15 protein-coding genes are annotated in these 16,275 nt (G+C 45.2%); 1 reads left to right on the top strand and 14 read right to left on the bottom strand.

Annotated features, from left to right (window positions below; all coding sequences use genetic code 11):
* Window positions 1-560 precede the first annotated feature (560 nt).
* From BK582_RS06395 to prfA, 14 genes are all read right to left on the bottom strand, one after another.
* Window positions 561-1,721: an anti-sigma factor gene (locus BK582_RS06395; protein ID WP_078593510.1), complete on the bottom strand. Its 1,161-nt coding sequence runs from the start codon at window positions 1,719-1,721 to the stop codon at window positions 561-563.
* On the bottom strand, window positions 1,718-2,212 hold the full coding sequence (locus BK582_RS06390; protein ID WP_078593509.1) for an RNA polymerase sigma factor: 495 nt from the start codon (window positions 2,210-2,212) through the stop codon (window positions 1,718-1,720). Before BK582_RS06390 ends, BK582_RS06395 begins: the two co-directional genes overlap by 4 nt.
* Before the next feature lie 141 nt (window positions 2,213-2,353).
* Window positions 2,354-3,619, bottom strand: a complete 1,266-nt coding sequence (locus BK582_RS06385) for a serine hydroxymethyltransferase (protein ID WP_078593508.1) — start codon at window positions 3,617-3,619, stop codon at window positions 2,354-2,356.
* A 313-nt stretch (window positions 3,620-3,932) separates the two neighbouring features.
* Window positions 3,933-4,508 (bottom strand): TIGR01440 family protein, encoded by a 576-nt coding sequence (locus tag BK582_RS06380; protein WP_078593507.1) that lies wholly within the window; start codon window positions 4,506-4,508, stop codon window positions 3,933-3,935.
* Window positions 4,509-4,820: 312 nt separating this feature from the next.
* On the bottom strand, window positions 4,821-5,267 hold the full coding sequence (gene rpiB / locus BK582_RS06375; protein WP_078593506.1) for a ribose 5-phosphate isomerase B: 447 nt from the start codon (window positions 5,265-5,267) through the stop codon (window positions 4,821-4,823).
* A 54-nt stretch (window positions 5,268-5,321) separates the two neighbouring features.
* Window positions 5,322-5,453: a hypothetical protein gene (locus BK582_RS28040; RefSeq protein WP_276328198.1), complete on the bottom strand. Its 132-nt coding sequence runs from the start codon at window positions 5,451-5,453 to the stop codon at window positions 5,322-5,324.
* Window positions 5,454-5,737: 284 nt separating this feature from the next.
* Window positions 5,738-7,030 (bottom strand): methyl-accepting chemotaxis protein, encoded by a 1,293-nt coding sequence (locus tag BK582_RS06370; RefSeq protein WP_078593505.1) that lies wholly within the window; start codon window positions 7,028-7,030, stop codon window positions 5,738-5,740.
* A gap of 23 nt (window positions 7,031-7,053) precedes the next feature.
* Window positions 7,054-7,734 carry a low molecular weight protein arginine phosphatase gene (locus BK582_RS06365; protein WP_078593504.1) on the bottom strand — a complete coding sequence of 227 codons (681 nt, stop codon included), beginning with the start codon at window positions 7,732-7,734 and terminating at the stop codon, window positions 7,054-7,056.
* Window positions 7,735-8,102: 368 nt separating this feature from the next.
* Entirely contained in the window at window positions 8,103-8,633 is a 531-nt protein-coding gene (locus tag BK582_RS06360; protein ID WP_078597824.1) for a manganese efflux pump MntP, read from the bottom strand.
* A gap of 123 nt (window positions 8,634-8,756) precedes the next feature.
* Complete coding sequence (locus BK582_RS06355; protein WP_078593503.1) at window positions 8,757-9,806, bottom strand: L-threonylcarbamoyladenylate synthase; 1,050 nt, start codon at window positions 9,804-9,806, stop codon at window positions 8,757-8,759.
* A 236-nt stretch (window positions 9,807-10,042) separates the two neighbouring features.
* Window positions 10,043-10,480, bottom strand: a complete 438-nt coding sequence (locus tag BK582_RS06350) for a GNAT family N-acetyltransferase (protein ID WP_078593502.1) — start codon at window positions 10,478-10,480, stop codon at window positions 10,043-10,045.
* Window positions 10,481-10,951: 471 nt separating this feature from the next.
* Complete coding sequence (gene spoIIR / locus BK582_RS06345) at window positions 10,952-11,569, bottom strand: stage II sporulation protein R (RefSeq protein ID WP_078593501.1); 618 nt, start codon at window positions 11,567-11,569, stop codon at window positions 10,952-10,954.
* A gap of 468 nt (window positions 11,570-12,037) precedes the next feature.
* The gene (gene prmC, locus BK582_RS06340; protein ID WP_078593500.1) at window positions 12,038-12,925 is read right to left on the bottom strand and encodes a peptide chain release factor N(5)-glutamine methyltransferase; all 888 of its coding nucleotides are present in this window, start codon (window positions 12,923-12,925) and stop codon (window positions 12,038-12,040) included.
* A gap of 6 nt (window positions 12,926-12,931) precedes the next feature.
* Window positions 12,932-14,002 carry a peptide chain release factor 1 gene (gene prfA / locus BK582_RS06335; RefSeq protein WP_078593499.1) on the bottom strand — a complete coding sequence of 357 codons (1,071 nt, stop codon included), beginning with the start codon at window positions 14,000-14,002 and terminating at the stop codon, window positions 12,932-12,934.
* Window positions 14,003-14,351: 349 nt separating this feature from the next.
* On the opposite strand from prfA, the gene BK582_RS06330 reads away from it, so the two are divergent.
* The gene (locus BK582_RS06330; protein WP_078593498.1) at window positions 14,352-15,683 is read left to right on the top strand and encodes a CoA-disulfide reductase; all 1,332 of its coding nucleotides are present in this window, start codon (window positions 14,352-14,354) and stop codon (window positions 15,681-15,683) included.
* Window positions 15,684-16,275 lie beyond the last annotated feature (592 nt).

The following is a 16,275-nucleotide window of genomic DNA, read 5'->3' as shown; positions in this document are numbered from 1 at the left end:
TGTTTTTTATGCGGGGAAACCTTGAAGGGGACGCATGTGTAGTGACAGGTGGCGTGAGTCTGGACAAATATATAGGGTTTAACTGGAATTTGTCCAGATTACGGCACTTGCTGGACAAATTTGGCTTGGTTTATATTAATTTGTCCAAATTAAATTCGTTATATTGGCTTACTTTCCAATAAATGGTACTCCATTGAACAAATTTATACGGTTTAACTGGAATTTGTCCTGCAAACTCGTTTTCCTGGACAAATCTTGCTGCTGAGAGGGAGATTTGGCCAGATTACGGCGCTTGCTGGACAAATCTGGCTTGGTTTATATTGATTTGTCCAAATTAAATTCATAATATCGGTTTACTTTCCAATAGATGGTACTTTACTGGACAAATTTATACAGTTTAACCGAAATTTGTCCAGCAAATTCTTTTTACTGGACAAATTTCGCTGCTGAGAGAAAGATTTGGCCAGATTCCAGCGCTTGCTGGACAAATTCACTCCCTACCCCACCGATTTGTCCAGTAACACGCGGCAGATTAGAATTACTTTATTTTTGCAGCTTCCTTAAAAGCTTTCCCAGTTCCAGAAAGCCACTTCCTCTACTTCTATGGAACCTGCCCACTCCTCATTCTGCAGCTGCAGCACCTCTTTTGTCGGCCCTGTTACAACAACTCCGTAATGCCAAATCCCTTCCGATTCCAGAAAAGCAATCCTGTCTTCAAGATTCAGCCTGTACCGGTAAACTTGGTCTGCCTTCCGTTCATGTTCTGACAGGAATTCCAGGGTTTTCAGAAACTGATCCTGCAAAACCGTTCCCTGGTCTTCACTGCTGTAATCCGGAGAAGAATAGCCTTCAGAAACAATCTTTGACCAGAACAAGCCTCTTTCTTCCTCATAAAAATCCTGAATCATATCATCATCATGCCAGATCGGGAAGGCAGGAAAACCAATCGGATCCAGAATTACTCCTTCATACCATTCATCTGTCCCTTCAAGGCCTGTATCAACTGCCAGCCAGTTTACATCCATATTACGCCCCCCAAAGAGCTGCAGTACTGTTTCTGTATCCATCAACTCAGAAAATGACAAGTAGGCGGAAACTACCGTGCCTTCATGTAGTTCTTCTAACTTTCTCCATTCACTTTCATTACCTTCAGCCATTCCAGGATAAAAAAAGATGGCTGAACTTTGAGAATCCGGGCCTGTATACCTTCGTTCCGGATAGCTCATCATGGAAAATAAAAAATCGACTTCCATTTCACCAGTTTTTATTGTTTCATGGCCGACTCTTTTATTAATGTCCCTTGTCGCTTCCATACCGAAAAAAAACTTCGTGTTCGTGCTCGTTCCCCCGAGCCAGCCGTGGGGATCCGTAATCGTCATCGTATGGTCGATAACATTCCTGTAAACGTTCGTCCTGTCCGGGCTTCCCCAAGCGTAGTACACCGAGGTTAAAATTGCTGAGATAATAGTAAAAACAAGAACTAGTAACAATGCCGTGACAGCTGTAGTAAACCTCGCCCTCCACTTCCCACGCTTCAGAATTTTCTGCTGTTGCTGATTATCTATTGAATAGACCGTGCCGTTCATGCCACTTTCCTTTTCTTCAAGAAACTCATTGAATTTTTCCAGTTTCTCAAGTTCTTTCTCAAACTCCTCTGCCTCCCCTTCAGAGAGTTCCCCTTTCTCATAGGCTTCGAGTTTTCTTTTAAACTCATCGCTCATTTCTCCTCCGCCTTTCTTTTTCTGATTGTCTGCCTGCCCCTGAATAAGGCTACTTTGAAGTGCGCGACCGTTATTCCCATTATTCCGGCAGCCTCTTTATAAGACAGTTCATGAAAATCATGGAGCAGGACTGCCCCCCGCTGCTTTTCCGGCAGCTCCTTCAAATCCGTGATAACTTCCTGAATTTCCTCCTTAATAATTAAATGTTCTTCAGCTGTTTTTTTCTTGTCTGGCTGGGAAAAAAAGAAGTTAAGATCCTTCACTACATTTCTTTTCTGTTTCCTGTGATAATCGATATAGGCATTATGGGCGACAGTAAACAGCCAGGTTTTCACCCTTTCTCCCCTGTAATTCTCTAAATATAGATAAGCGCGGTAAAATGTGTCCTGCACTAGATCTTCCGCCACGTAGTGATCGTGGCAAAGGAAAAGGAGATAACGGTATATATCATGAAAATAAAGTTTGTATACTTCCTCGATACCTTCTTTCATCTGCCCCTCCCTTCGTTAATAAAACGAATAAGAACAAATAATGTTACAGCCTGAGTAAAAATTCCAAAAAAATTGTGTGAAATTAAAAAGAGAAGACCCTTAAGTCTCCTCTTACACACAGCCACTTACCGGCCGCCATTATTAGTTTGTTTCATAAAGAGGCAGGCTTTTTGTAAGCTTCTCTACTGCTTTCTTCGCTTCTTCAAGGACATTCTCATGAGAAAGGCCTTTGAGAACGGCAGCAATGATTCTTCCTGTCTCTTCCATGTCTGATTCCTTAAACCCACGTGTAGTAACAGCTGCAGTTCCAATACGAATACCGCTCGTTACAAACGGGCTTTCCGGATCATAAGGGATCGTGTTTTTATTTGTTGTAATGCCCACGCTGTCGAGAGCTTCTTCTGCTTGTTTTCCAGTAATGCCAAGTGCCCTGAGGTCCAGAAGCAGCAGATGGTTATCCGTACCTCCGGATACAAGGTCGATTCCCTCTTTCGTCAGAGCCTTGCCAAGTGCTTCTGCGTTCAGCTTCACCTGCTTGGAATATTCTTTAAATTCATCCGTCAAAGCTTCGCCGAATGCCACTGCTTTGGCAGCAATTGTGTGCATTAACGGTCCGCCCTGGAGCCCTGGGAAAATCGCTTTGTCGATTTTTTTCGCGAACTCCTCTTTACATAAAATCATTCCGCCCCGTGGACCCCGTAATGTCTTGTGTGTTGTAGTGGTCACGAAGTCAGCATATGGGACCGGATTTTGATGGAGCCCAGTGGCAATCAGCCCGGCGATATGAGCCATATCCACCATGAGATACGCCTCCACTTCATCAGCTATTTCACGGAATTTACTGAAGTCGATCGCCCGCGGGTAAGCACTTGCACCTGCGACAATCAGTTTCGGCCGGTGCTCAATAGCTTTCTCCCGAACGATCTCATAATCGATCATTCCTGTTTTTTCATCAACACCATACTCCACAAAGTTGTACTGCTTTCCGCTAAAGTTTACTGGGCTTCCGTGAGTTAAATGTCCCCCATGGGATAAATTCATTCCGAGAACTGTGTCACCATGGTCAAGTATCGTATAATACACTCCCATGTTTGCCTGAGCTCCGGAATGGGGCTGGACGTTTGCATGTTCTGCGCCGAACAGCTTTTTCGCTCGTTCCCGGGCGATATTTTCCGCTACATCCACATGTTCACAGCCGCCATAATAACGTTTTCCAGGATAGCCTTCTGCATACTTATTTGTGAGAACGGAACCCTGTGCCTCCATTACAGCTGGTGAAACAAAGTTTTCTGATGCGATCAGTTCGATGTTTGCCTGCTGTCTTCTGAGTTCTGCATCGATTGCTGAAAAGACTTCCACATCCTGCCTTCTCAGCGTATCTAAAGCGTTGTTTTTCAATGTCGTCATTTCATTAATCCTCCTAAAGTGCGTACCAACTATACAGATAATTTATATTATATTTTATCTCCACATTAATTGAGTGGATAGTCTGGTAAATTAAATTTTTCCAAAAAATCGTTACAAGGGTTGATGTTGACTTCTCTTCAGGATACTCGCTTTCACCGCAGGGGTACAAGTGCGACATCCGTTCCTCCACAAATGCATCGATTTGTCTCGAAGGACATTCTTCGAAGCTGCGCTGGCAGAGGAACAGACAGTCTCGTACCTTCAGCTTCATTCAACCTTATTTTAATAATCTAAATCCTTTAGAAACCCAATATTAGTGGCATGTCTGGTCGTCCGGAGTCACTCTGTAGACTGCCCGTTCTCCGCCAATGAGTTTCGGGCGGGTTCTCGCCATGGTGAGATGAGCTTCCCCTACCTGCCTAACCTTGCTTCTTACTGGTACAGCCACTTTTTTCAGGTGCATGCCGATTAATGTGTCGCCTATATCAATCCCTGCATCTGCTTTAATTTCCTCTGCCAGCACTGCATTTTCCAATTTCTCGTAGGCAAGAGCGGCCATGGACCCTCCAGCGCCGGGAACAGGGACAGCTGACACAAGTTCCAGCCTGTTAAAATCAGAATATTCTCTTTTCACCACAAGAGCACGATTCAGATGTTCACAGCATTGAAAAGCTAAAGCCACACCTGTTTTTTCCTGAAACTCGGAGAGAGCTTCCCAAATCGCTTCTGCAGCTTCCCGGGTTCCTGAAGTTCCGATATGCTCGCCCATCACCTCGCTGGTGCTTGTACCTACAACGAGCAGCTGCCCGGATTCTAACTGAGCAGCCTGCTGAAGATCCGTTAAAGCATCAGCAAGAGACTGTTTTACTGTGGAAAAATTAACGGTCATTTTTCTGCCCTCCCAGTCAGCGGTTTTTCTTTACGAACTAAAAAAAATTGACGATGATAGCGCTGCAGGACGCTCGCTTGCACCGCAAGGGTACAAGTGCGACATCCGTTCCTGCTTCACTTCGTTCGCACTCACGGTGTCTTCTTTGCCTCAGCTACCTCGGATTACTGTCTCTTCCTCTTCTAGTATTACTTTGAAGCTGCATCGGGCGAGACAACTCGCAAGTTTTCAAGATGTGATGCTCATCGCTGCAATCTGCCTTCACATAACCTAGTAACTATTACTCAAAGCCTTGTTACTTAAAACCGAACATCAGTCTTCTTTCTGCTCATATTCTGCGATTTTACCGATACGTTTTGCGTGCCTGCCGCCTTCGAATTCGGTGGAAAGCCAGATTTTTGCAATCTCTCTTGCAAGACCCGGGCCGATGACTCGTGCACCCATCGCCAGTACGTTCGTATCGTTGTGTTCTCTCGTTGCCTTCGCAGTAAACATGTCGTGTACCAGAGCACAGCGAATGCCTTTTACTTTGTTTGCCGTAATAGACATACCGATTCCTGTGCCACAAATTACAATCCCACGGTCAACTTCTCCTCTGGCGACTTTTTCCGCCACAGGCAGCCCATAGTCGGGGTAATCTACTGAATCCTCACAGTTACAGCCCATATCTTCATATTCAATTCCCATTTCCTCAAGCAGTGAAGTAATTTCTTCTTTTAAAATATAACCGCCGTGATCGGCGCCGATTGCAACTTTCATTTTTCTGCCTCCTGACTTTATCTGATTTATAAAATTATTAAATTTGAATCAATTTCATAATTCAAGATTTTCCTCATTAATACGAACATTATCTTTAAATATTACTTTGTTGTTCGATTTACGCTTCAGACGGACACGTTCTGCGGCCACGGCTTCAACTAATTTTTGACTGCTTAACTCTGTCAATAATGGATTTTCAGCTTCTCATGTTGTTCCCGCCAGAACGAGCATCTTCTTCACGCAAATGCATCGAGTTGTCTCGACGGATATTCTGCGGAGCTAAGCTGGCAAAACTCTTTTTGCGACGAGTAACCGCAGGATCAAACTCTTTTTGCGACGAGTAACCGCAGGAGCAGAGGAAGAGACAGTCACCGCCGTCTTACCCTGCAATCGAAAAGTAATGTTCGTCTTTTTTTGCAAAGTCTATATATGAAATTCATTCATTTATGCTTCGTTGTAACATCGCTGTATTATACGGTGAACTTATTGATTGTCTTCTTTAAGCTGTCTGCCTGTTTTAACAGCATGTCCACAGAAGCCGTTATCTCCTGCATGACCGCAGTCTGCTGCTGAACCGAGGAGCTGACTTCGAGTGCTCCGGCAGATGTCTGCTCAGCAATCGCCGCAACATCCTGGGTTTCCCCGCTCGTTTCTTCGATCCTTACCATTTGCTTCTCAACCAGCTGCAGAATTTCTTCTACTGAGGCTGCTGCTTCATTTACCGAATGTGAGACCTGGGAAATGGCCCCGTCCGTATCCGAGCCTTTTTCCGCTTCCTTTTTCGCCGCGTTTACCTGGTTAGTAATCTGCCCGGAAACATGGGAAACCTCTTCCTGTATATCATTGACAAGCCGGGAAATTGCCTGGACTGCCCCGGCACTTTCATCGGCAAGCTTTCTTACTTCATCAGCCACCACTGCAAAGCCTCTTCCATGTTCACCTGCTCTTGCTGCCTCGATGGATGCATTTAACGCAAGCAGATTTGTCTGAGAGGAAATATCCCCAACCAGTGAAATAATCTCACCGACTTTGTTCGCATGGTTTTCCAGGCGTTCTACCGCGAGAAGAGACTTCTCATTTTCTTCCACAAGCCGTTGAATCCCGGTAACAAGAGACTGTATGATCTGTTTACTGCTATCGAGGACACTAACCATTTCTTTTGACAGTTCGTTGGCTGACCTTGCATTGACTGCCACATTAGACGCTATTTGAGTAACATCACCCATAGACTCCGCTGTTTTCTGCATGACGTTTGCGGAGTGCTCGGCACCTGAGGAGATTTCCTCGACTGTCCTGCTGATATTTTCTGACTGGTCTGCCGCAGAGCCTGAAGCTTCCCTGATTGCCAGCGCCTTTTCATTTGTTTTTGAGAAATTATCGTTTATATCTCTCACCATGTAGCGCAGGTTGTCTATCATTTCATTGTACGCTTTTGCAAGAGCACGAATTTCGTCATCAGAACGGGGCACATTAACATTTTCATTTATATCTCCCGCTGCTACCCTGCCAGCCGAAGCTTCCAGTTCATTCAGCGGTCTGGTGATAACTCCTGCTCCAAAAAAACCAAGAATACCACACCATATAACCCCAAGAATGAGTGTGAGTATAATAAATACGTTTTCACTTAATCCGAGTAAACCTTCAAGTACACCACTTAGATAAAAAATAAAAACAGCAGTCGTTGCGTATGTTACTGCCGCCACTGCACATATTCCAAGGACCATCTTCTTACGAATACTGAACCGATATTTCTTTTCCCCCACCGTCAGTTCCCCCTATGGTTCAATTAAAATTCTTCTTCTGTCTGTTCCCCGTTGTGTTTTTTCATTTTTTCAATTAAAGCTTTCACTGCTTCTTCTATTTCCCTGTATGTGATTTCATATACGTCATCAGCCGCCCCAAACGGATCCGATATATCAAAGGAAGGTAATTTTGAAGCAGCATACTCGATAGCTTCCTGCTCTGGCTTCAGCTGGGCAAGCAGTTCTTCTTCCAGCTGCTGCTGATGCTTAATATCCTGATCTTCGTTATATTTTTTAATTTTATCTTCATGCTTTTTAATAAATTCTGCCCGCTTCAGCTCCAGCTGGGCGATATGATGATCCATCTTTTCAATCAGCTGTTTCGTTTCAGGGTCATCATAAATGAACTCCTTTAAGGTGTATATATTCCCTGCTTCTTCCGGGAATTGCTGAATAACTGTACGCTTATGGCTTTCTGTCATCGTCAGGACGAGGTCCGCCCAATCGAGAAGGTCCCTTGTCAGTCCTTGTGAGAGGTGTTCTTCTTTCAGCCCTCGTTTAGTAAGAGCCGTCCGCGACCCTTCCGACATAGGCATACCGTTCATCGCCATCATTCCTGCTGATCTGGCTTCATATGAGCCATCAGGCTTCTGATTATTAAATACCGCCTCTGCAAGCGGGCTTCTGCACGTGTTTCCGGTGCATACAAATAGTACCTTCTTCATTTTTTCTCACACCCCTTCTATCGGCTCTTTTCCCGTAAATTTTACATTTAGTCTTCCAATATTAAATAATACTTTATCCAAAATTTATTTTATCATAAAGTGAACCTTCAATCAGTGGGGTTTTAATCATCCCCCACTGATTGTTAGTTAAACCAGTCGGGATGTTAGCGTCCGTTATCTCCCGCCTGAACATCTTCGCTTCCATTCCTGTTTTAAGGCGGGAGTTTTACGGACGGTTCCATCGGGATAAACATTCACGTCATAGTGACAGTTGTGCCAGGGCAAATTTTTGCCGGTAAAAATAAAAAGAGACTCCCCGGAAAAAGAGTCTTAAAGAAAGGCTTGCCCTGTTGTTCCTGTTGTTGTCTCTACACACCCCAAAGTATCTTAAGCCCGAAGGCTATAAGAATCATCCCTCCAAACCACTCACTGTATCCCCCAAACCAGTTGCCCATCGATCTTCCAAGTGTAAGACCTGCCCATGTCATAAGAGCGCTCATCAATCCAAAACTAACGATAGTTACCCATGTTTTCGCCCCAAGCATTCCGAGACTCAAACCAGCAGTAAAACTGTCGATGGAGACACTCACTGAAAAAAGCAGCACACCCAGGCCGGTTGGAGCTAACACTGTTGAGCGGCTTTCCTTAAAGGAAGCAACAAGCATTTGCAGTCCAATCAGTACAAGAACTGTCCCGCCAATAATAAAAGCGAACATGCCGATATACTGAGATAAAAGTTTACCTAAAACAATACCGGCAAGAGGCATGAGCACATGAAAAAGCCCTACCAGCACACCAACAATTGCAATATGTTTATAACGAAGACCCGCCATTCCCATCCCCACAGACAGGGAAAATGCATCCATGCTTAAGGCAAAGGCCATAAAACCTATGGTCATCAGCTCTCCCAGCAAAAAAATCACCCCTTGGACTGGCTATTCTAACCTATGCCGGTCCGAGGGGATTTATTTCCCTTCTTTTTTGGTTTGAGTTGCTGGTCGAATCACAACGAGGAAGAATTTTTACTGCTTGCGTATGGCTCCTCCGGCAGCCTTTCTCAACCGGTTCATGATCGCAGAGCCAATCTCCGTTTCAGGAAAAACCACACTGAAAATAATATCCACATTTTTTTTATCAAACGTCCGAAGAGAATCGTATAAAGACCGGGCAACTGTGGATAAATCGTTCCCTGAGCCTAAAATCACCTGTTCGTGGGCTTTCACTCTGTGCTGGAGCTCCTCGGTGATAAGAATACCGATTCTTCTCCCTTGTGCTTCAGCCTCCTGGATTTGGCTGTTGAAAAATTCTATATCTCCATCCACTAGGACAAGAGGTGCCGATGGAGCATAATGTGTATATTTCATGCCTGGGGAACGGGGGGCCGTATTTTTTTCTGTAAGAGCAGGGTCTGTCTCCACCTTATCCACAACCTGAGCCAGCGCTTCCTTTGTAATCCCCCCTGGCCTGAGGATAATTGTTTTTCCACCAGTACACTCCACAACTGTGGATTCCACTCCCACTCCTGTTGGGCCTCCATCTATAATCATACTTATTTTTCCCTTCAGATCCTCAAGAACATGGCCTGCAGAAGTAGGGCTTGGCCGGCCGGAAGTGTTGGCGCTTGGAGCAGCCAACGGAAGTCCGGAAGCTTTGATAACAGACAGGGCCACGGGATGGTCCGGCATCCTTACTCCAACTGTCGTAAGACCTGCAGTAACCCGTCCGGACAGTTTTCCTGAATGCTCAAGCACTATAGTAAGCGGCCCTGGCCAGAATGCCTCCATTAGTTTTTCAGCGTCCGCAGGAACAGAGGTAACATATTCAGAAAGCTGGCTTTTGTCGGCAATGTGGACAATTAATGGATTATCCGACGGCCTCCCTTTCGCCTGGAAAATTCTTTCGATCGCTTCGTCTGAAAAAGCATTTCCTCCCAGTCCATACACTGTTTCTGTAGGGAAGGCCACCACTTCTCCGCTTTTCAGTTGTTCGGCAGCCGCTTGAATCTCCATTGATTTATGTAAGTTTTCCACAACTTTATCCACAATAAGAACTTCTGTGTGTTTTTCATTCATATAACTAGCCTCCTTGCTGTTTATATTCTGCTTATGAGTGCAAAGAAAGTCAATATTAAGCAGCCTTTTTGTGGAAAGTTTACTGTGTTTTGCTTCAAAAACAGGGTTTTGAGATTGTTGATTATGTTTTTAACCACAAAAATAGTAGTTATCCACAATATTCAGTGGATAACTACTTTGTATTTGGGGATAACCCTGTTAGTTTCCTGTGAACGAATGGATAAGTTATCCCCAGTTTATTTTTTTATAAACACTGGAAGTTGCTTGTTAATATGTTCTTTCACATCTTTGAGAGCGGAGACTTCTTCAGGGAGAGAGCTTTTATCTGCTTTTTCAAAACCAAGCTGTTCCAGAAAAACACCTTCCTTTGAAGCGAGCAGGCATAGTGTTTCCACCCCTTCTTTTTCGGCATAATGGAGGACTGCCTCTAAAAACTCGAGTATAAAGAGATTTGTTATCTTCTTTGGATCTACAATTAATGTACGAAGAAGCCCTGCCTCGTTCGATACTTTCTGAATCCTTACTACTGCCGCAAAATCACCTTTAATATTCTCTGCAATTAAAAACGAGGTCCAGTCTGACACAACGGGTACAGCAGCGACCCCCGTTTTTGCCACAAAATGCTGGATCGCTAAAGCATCCTCCTCTGCAGCCTTTCTGACTATGAAACCCACACCATCCACCCTTTCTTCTGATCAGGCTTGTACTATCATCCTTATGCAGTAATCCTGCAACTATGACAAAGAAACTATGAGACTGTGAGTGGTGTGGGACGAATATTCCTTTTGGAAAAATAAACAGAGCTTTTAGCGGTGCTGCTTTGGAATGTAGACGTTCTCTTTCCAGCAGGCTGCTTTATGGAGTGTAAGGAAGTCCCTTTCCAGCAGGCTGCTTTGAGATAAAAAAAGTATGCTCTTCCAGGATGGCGCACTAAAGAAAGAAAGAAAGAACCGGGCTAAACTGCCGCCCGGCTTGAGAAATATATATAAAGGGGGAAATACACAATGTTAATAGTGCAGAATTTTTGCCTGGTCCTGATCGAAGTGATGGGAAGGTGCCCCGCGAGCTTTTTCGTGATAGAGCTCTGGATTTCGCCGATAGGACAGCTGGTTTCTCAATTTAGGTTATTGTCCGCGTTTTATAAATCACGATGTGATTTTATCCCACAGGTTAGTAAATACATCGACGATAAAAAAGGAAACCTGTACTTCTTCCGCGTCATCTTCTCCTGTACTGTTTTCTCCCTCAGCCTCATGAGCCTTTGCATCACTGTTGCTGAAATCGAGAAAACATAAAGGTGGAAACAGTACACACCACCAATTGTCGCCTTTGCCATCTCCCAAAGTAACTACAACCGCTTCATAGTCTCCAGCAGGATAAAGTCTGCTGCCGTATAGTTTCGTTGGGAACGCAGTTTCTCTCAGCTCTACACTGAACGGTTCATTGCTGCCTGCAGCTTCCAGTTCACCGGCAACTATTTCATTCAGATCAGCCATGTTAGCACCGATAATTTCCCGTGCGTCGTCGACGTCCTGCAAATGCTCAACCCATGTGGTAATCTGAGTATTTACTGCATCCCTGATATTCCTTTTAACCGTCTGATCCAGAGGGGCATTGCTATTAGCTAATATTCTGAGGCGGATAGATTCCTCAGGAATAAAATGCTGGTCCCCTGCCTCTACCGGAAGCATTTGCTGAGTTTCCCAGGATAAAATTAAAATAGATAATACCATTATAATATAAAGCTTTACTCTCCGATTCATTGTCGCCGACACCTTCCCTTCAGTCACCATTCTTGGCAGATGGGAAGATTATTAAACTATTAATCTATCGACAAGTTCTGACAGATGTGGGGAAGGACGGGGGCTGAGGGTGGTTAAAGGGGGTGGGATCGGAATATTGAGGGGCACACTCTACATAGCCCTCAACCTGGCAGCTTGGTTCCTGGAACCAGCTTCCTGGAACCTAAGTGCCACGTTAAATCATCGAGATATCGGGAGTTTAATGGAGATTGGGCGAGCTTCTCAACCTGGCACCTTCCCCCCTTGACAGCCAAGTTAAATTTAGAGGGCTGAAAACTTTTTTGGGTAAAGACAAATGTCACTATGACCCAAGTCATAGTGACACTACATTAAAATCCTATTAAAATACATACACTTTCCTTTATTACCAAAGGGTTAAGTGAAGTTGCCCTCAGGCAACTGTCACTATGACATCCTAATAAAAAACCATTAAATCTCCGCCAGCACGATTCTTTCTTTGCCGTTTATGTCCAGTCTTACTTCCGCCCTGGCATCAGGGAATGTCTCGAGAATTAAACTCTTCACTGCATTTCCCTGGCCGTGGCCGATTTCAAAGGCAATCAGCCCTGGCGTTAACAGTACTTCAGGTATTTGCTTCACGAGCTTCCGGTAAACGGAAAGACCGTCTTCCCCAGCAAATAAAGCAAGTTCAGGTTCATGGGCCACCACATTTTCCTTCATGCTGTACCGGTCCCCCTCCGGAATATAAGGAGGGTTAGAAACCACGGCCCTTACTTTTCCACCCGCTTCAATCAGCGGACGTAAAAGATCCCCTTTTAAAAAGTGAACTTCGGCCCCGAGCCGCCTGCTGTTAGCTTCAGCTACCTTCAATGCCTCACCTGAAATATCCACAGCGGAAACCTCCGCTTTTCCTTCCAGTTCAAGAGCGAGAGTTGCAGCAATAATTCCGCTGCCGGTTCCAACATCGACTAACCGGACAGGGCCGCCCTCTTCCATGTTGACCAAAGAAAGAAGCTTTTCAAGGACCGCCTCCACAAGCTCTTCTGTTTCCGGTCGCGGAATCAGTGTGGCCGAAGTAACTTTGAAAGTCCGGCCGTAAAAGCTTTCCTCTCCAGTAATATGCTGAACTGGCACCCCGCCTGCCGACTCCTTAACATCCGCCTGAAAAAGCTCCACTACTTCCCAAGTTAGCTCGCTTTGATACTCGCTAAACAGGCGTGTACGGCTCCATCCGGTATGGTGGCGCAGCAAAATCTCTCCTATAACGGCTTCATAGCCATGTTCCTCTAAAAAAGAAGAAGCCCATTTCAGAGCTTCATACACTTTCATTTTTTCACCTGGATTATTTTTTTCCATAGAGCTTTACTCTCCAGCTTCTTCCATCGCGCGAGACTGTTCTTCCATAACCAGCTGGTCAATGATCTCATCCAGCTTGCCCTGCAGGATCTGCTCAAGTTTTTGCAGTGTGAGCCCGATACGGTGGTCAGTTACACGGCTTTGTGGAAAATTGTACGTACGAATCCGTTCAGAACGATCACCAGTTCCAACAGCAGACTTACGGTTTTGCGCGTACTCTGCTTCCGCTTCTTTCTGGAATTTATCATAAACACGGGCACGAAGAACTTTCATCGCCTTTTCCTTGTTCTTGATCTGGGATTTTTCATCCTGGCAGGATACAACGACCCCAGTAGGAAGGTGTGTCAGCCGGACAGCGGACATCGTCGTGTTTACACTCTGGCCGCCAGGACCGCTGGATGCAAATGTATCCACACGAATATCCTTCTCGTTGATATCTACTTCCACTTCCTCTGCTTCCGGCAAAACCGCTACAGTAGCAGTGGACGTATGAATACGGCCGCCGGACTCTGTGGAAGGAACCCGCTGTACACGGTGCGCTCCATTTTCGTACTTCATTTTTGAAAAAGCGCCCTTTCCGTTGATCATAAAGATGATCTCTTTGAAGCCGCCAAGCTCTGTAGGGCTGGACTCGATAACTTCCGGACGCCATCCCTGGGCTTCAGCGTACCGGGCATACATGCGGTATAAATCTCCCGCGAATAGTGCTGCTTCATCTCCTCCGGCAGCTCCACGAATCTCAACAATAACGTTCTTTTCGTCATTCGGATCTTTAGGTAGAAGGAGGATACGGAGCTTATCTTCAAGCGGCGGAATCTGATCTTCCAGCTCATCCACTTCCATCTTCACCATTTCCCGCATTTCGCTGTCCAGATCCTCGCGAAGCATTTCCTTTGCCTCATCATACTGCCCTTTTATTTCTTTGTATTGCCGATACGTCTGGACCGTCTCTTCAATACCTGCCTGTTCTTTCGAATACTCACGGAGCTTATTTGTATCGCTGATAACATCAGGATCCATCAAAAGCTCATTTAATTTTTCATAACGTTCTTCTACAGCTTCAAGCCGATCAAACATAATCGCTTCACCTCAAATTATAGACGCTTAACAGTATTATTATAGTATAGTGGCATTCATTTGTAAAAATCAATTCGCCTAATGGCAAGAAGATGGGCTTTTGGCGGATGGGAAAATTGTTGGCTTAAGTAAACTGTCACTATGACAAGTGTCACTATGACAACTGGTAAATCCCTCCCAAATCCCCCATCTCTCCCTTGATTCACAAGGCCTCATCCAAAGTTTCCCTCACGCAACTGTCACTATGACGCTAACCCCAATCCTCATTCGAATACCTTCAAATCATGACATGGTATGATGAAAATTAGGATATGGTATAAGTAATAGAAATTTATGAGGAGGGAATGGGATGAAAGTAGTCATTATCGGCGGGGATGCGGCTGGAATGAGCGGAGCGATGCAAATCGTCCGGAATAATAAAGAAGCGGAAATCATAGTTCTGGAAAAGGGAGAATATTATTCCTATGCCCAGTGCGGGCTGCCTTATTATATCGGCGGGCTGATTGAAGATACGGACAAGCTCATCGCAAGAAGCCGGGAAACATTTCAGGAAAAATACGGTATCGATGCCCGCACTCTTCATGAAGCACAGGAAATAAACGTGGAAAAACAACTGGTTGCCGGGAAAAATCTGGACACAGGTGACCGTTTTGAAGTTCCTTACGACAAACTGCTGATCGCAACAGGAGCAAGCCCTGTTATTCCCCCATTTAAAGGCAGGGAACTGGAGGGAGTCCACTTCCTCAAAACAATTCCTGACGCGGAAGCCATCGCTAAAGATATGGAGGAAGATGTTCTGAATGTCACGATCATTGGCGGAGGATATATTGGTCTTGAAGCCGCGGAAAACTTCGCTGCCAGAGGAAAAAAGGTACGGGTAATCGACCGTGGTGAGAGAATCGGCAGAAATATTTATGACAAGGAAATCAGTGAAAAAATCCATGAAGAAGCAGAAAAAAGTAACGTTGAGCTTATCTTCGGCGAGACTGTGGAGGAAATGTCCGGCAGCAAAAGAGTAGAAACCATCCGTACCAACAACCAGGAATACAGAGCAGATATGGTAGTCATCGCCACAGGAGTGAAACCGAACACAGCTTTTGCAGAAAAGGCCGGGATTAATCTCCATCCCAGTGGAGCCATTATCGTTAATCCGTACATGGAAACAAACGTGAGAAATATTTATGCTGCAGGAGACTGCGCCACTCAGTATCACCGGATAAAAGAAAAGGATGACTATCTGCCTTTAGGGACACATGCAAATAAACAAGGCAGAATTGCAGGGAGCAATATTGCCGGTATTCCAAAAACATTTAAGGGTGTTACCGGCACATCAATTATCAAATTTTTTGATCTGTCTGTCGGGAAAACAGGGCTGAGCGAACGAGAAGCGGAAAACCTTGGAATTCCCTGTGAGCCTCTTAGTTTTACCGGTCGTTCCCATGCAGGTTACTATCCTGAAAGCGAGCCGCTGATTATAAAGCTTCTCCGCCACCGGGAAACGGATATGCTCCTGGGTGTTCAGGTTGCCGGAAAAAAAGGCGTGGATAAGCGGACTGATGTAGCTGCGACAGCACTTTACCACCGGATGACTATCGCCGATCTGGAAAACCTGGACCTTAGCTACGCCCCGCCGTTCAATGGCGTTTGGGACCCTCTGCAGCAGGCTGCCAGAAGGTATTAAAGAATAATGTCTTGCCTACGGTGCAATATGCGAAAAATAAAGAAAAGCCTAAGCGCCTTGGATACGAGCGGCGCTCTATATCTGCAACGAGTTACCGCTGGTCCAGGCACAGCCTCATTCATACGTTGAGGAGCGGTGTTCAACCCCTTCTCAATTCCTGAATCAACCTCTTTCATACGTTGAGGGGTGATGTTCAACCGTTTCAATTCCTGAATCAGCCGCTTTCGTACGTTGAGGGGCGGTGTTCATTCGTTTCAATTCCTGAATCAGCCGCTTTCGTACGTTGAGGTGCTTTGTTCAACCGATTCAATTCCTGAATCAGACGCTTTCATACGTTGAGGGGCGTTGTTCAACCGATTGAATTCCTGAATCAGACGCTTTCGTACGTTTAGGGGCGGTGTTCATTCGTTTCAATTCCTGAATCAGCCGCTTTCGTACGTTGAGGTGCTTTGTTCAACCGATTCAATTCCTGAATCAGCCGCTTTCATACGTTGAGGGGCGTTGTTCAACCGATTCAATTCCTGAATCAGACGCTTTCATACGTTGAGGGGCGTTGTTCAACCGATTGAATTCCTGAATCAGACGCTTTCGT

The sequence above is a fragment of the Evansella clarkii genome (assembly GCF_002019695.1).
In the GTDB taxonomy this organism is placed as follows: domain Bacteria; phylum Bacillota; class Bacilli; order Bacillales; family Salisediminibacteriaceae; genus Evansella; species Evansella clarkii.
The sequence above is the reverse complement of the archived record's forward strand: the minus strand, read 5'-3'. Positions and strand labels throughout refer to the sequence as shown.